Raw genomic sequence first — 1,528 nt, forward strand, 5'->3', positions numbered from 1 at the left:
GCAGGTCCAGGTCGGCGGGCGCAGGGGCCTCGGCGGTCGTGGCGACCAGCCGCACGCTGCGACCCTGCACCACGCCGTCGCGCACGCCATCCAGGTTCATGGCGCGGCGCAGCACCTCGCGCTTGCGGTCGCCCACGTCCCTCACCAGCCAGGTGCGGCCGGCCATCTGTTCGGCCAGCTCGGCCGGCGCGCCCTTGAACAGCGCCCGGCCCTGATCCAGCAGCACCACCTGATCGCACCGCTCGGCCTCGTCCAGATAGGCGGTGGCCCAGATCACGGTCATGCCGTCCCCGGCCAGCGCCCGGACCATGCGCCAGAGTTCGCGGCGCGAGATCGGATCAACCCCGACGCTCGGCTCGTCCAGCAGCAGAAGGCGTGGCTGGCCCAGCAGCGCGCACGCCAGACCCAGCTTCTGTTTCATGCCGCCCGACAGCTTGCCCGCCGGCCGCCCGGTGAACCGCCTCAGGTCGGTGAAGTCGAGCATGCGGGAGAAGGCGTCGTCGCGCGCGGCGCCGGTCACTCCCCGCAGGTCGGCGTAGAGGTTCAGGTTCTCCTGGACCGTCAGGTCCTCATAGAGCCCGAACTTCTGGGGCATGTAGCCGGTGACCGCGCGCAGGGCGTCGCCCTCGCCGATCGGGTCCAGCCCCATCACCCGGAGCTCGCCCGACGTCGGCGCCAGGAGCCCCGCCATCATCCGCATCAATGTGGTCTTGCCCGCGCCGTCCGGCCCGACCAGTCCGGTGACGCCGCCCATCGGCAACTCCAGATCCAGCCGGTCCACGGCGGTCACGGCGTCGCCCTTGCCGAAGGCGCGCACCAGCTGTCGGGCCTGAACGGCGGAGGTCATGCCGGCCTCAGTGCGGGAAGCGGACGGTGATCGGCATGCCCTGGCGCAGCCGGTCGTCGGGGTTCAGCACGACCACCCGGGCCCGATAGACCAGGTCGGTCCTCAGCTCGGGCGACTCCACCGCGCGCGGGGTGAACACCGCGGTCGGCGAGACATGGCCAACGCGGCCGCGATAGACATGTCCCGGCGCGGCGTCGGTGGTCAGCTCGACCTCGGCGCCCGGCGCGACCCGGCCCAGGTCCTTCGCATCGACGTAGATGCGGGCCCAGACCGGATCGGTCAGCGCCAGGGTGAAGGCGGTCTGACCACCCTGGACCACTTCGCCGACCTCCACCGCGCGGGTCAGCACCACGCCGGATTCCGGCGCCACCAGCACGGCGTCGCCGGTGCGGATCCGCAGGCGCTCCACGGTGGCGCGGGCGCGCTCGCGCTCGGCCTCGGCCTGGGCGATCTCCTCGCGCCGCGATCCCGCGCGAACGTCGGCCAGCGCCTGTTCCGCCTGACGCAGGCGCGCGGCGGCTTCGGCCACGCGGGAGCGGGCGTTCTCCACGTCCCGGTCGGCGACTGCGCCTGTGCCGACCAGGGGGGCCAGCCGGTTCAGATCGGCCTGCACGTCGGCCAGCGCCGCGCGGCGCTCCTCGACCTGGGCCGCGCTCTGGGCGATCGTCGCCCGCGTGGGGC

2 protein-coding genes are annotated in these 1,528 nt (G+C 73.5%); both read right to left on the minus strand.

Annotated features, from left to right (window positions below; genetic code table 11):
• Positions 1-847 (minus strand): ABC transporter ATP-binding protein (locus RTU05_RS18235; protein WP_312599691.1); only part of this gene is annotated, 847 nt, incomplete at its 3' end.
• A 7-nt stretch (positions 848-854) separates the two neighbouring features.
• The coding region (locus RTU05_RS18240; protein ID WP_312599692.1) for an efflux RND transporter periplasmic adaptor subunit at positions 855-1,528 on the minus strand (674 nt) is incomplete at its 5' end.

It is taken from the genome of Brevundimonas sp., from assembly GCF_032017145.1.
In the GTDB taxonomy this organism is placed as follows: domain Bacteria; phylum Pseudomonadota; class Alphaproteobacteria; order Caulobacterales; family Caulobacteraceae; genus Brevundimonas.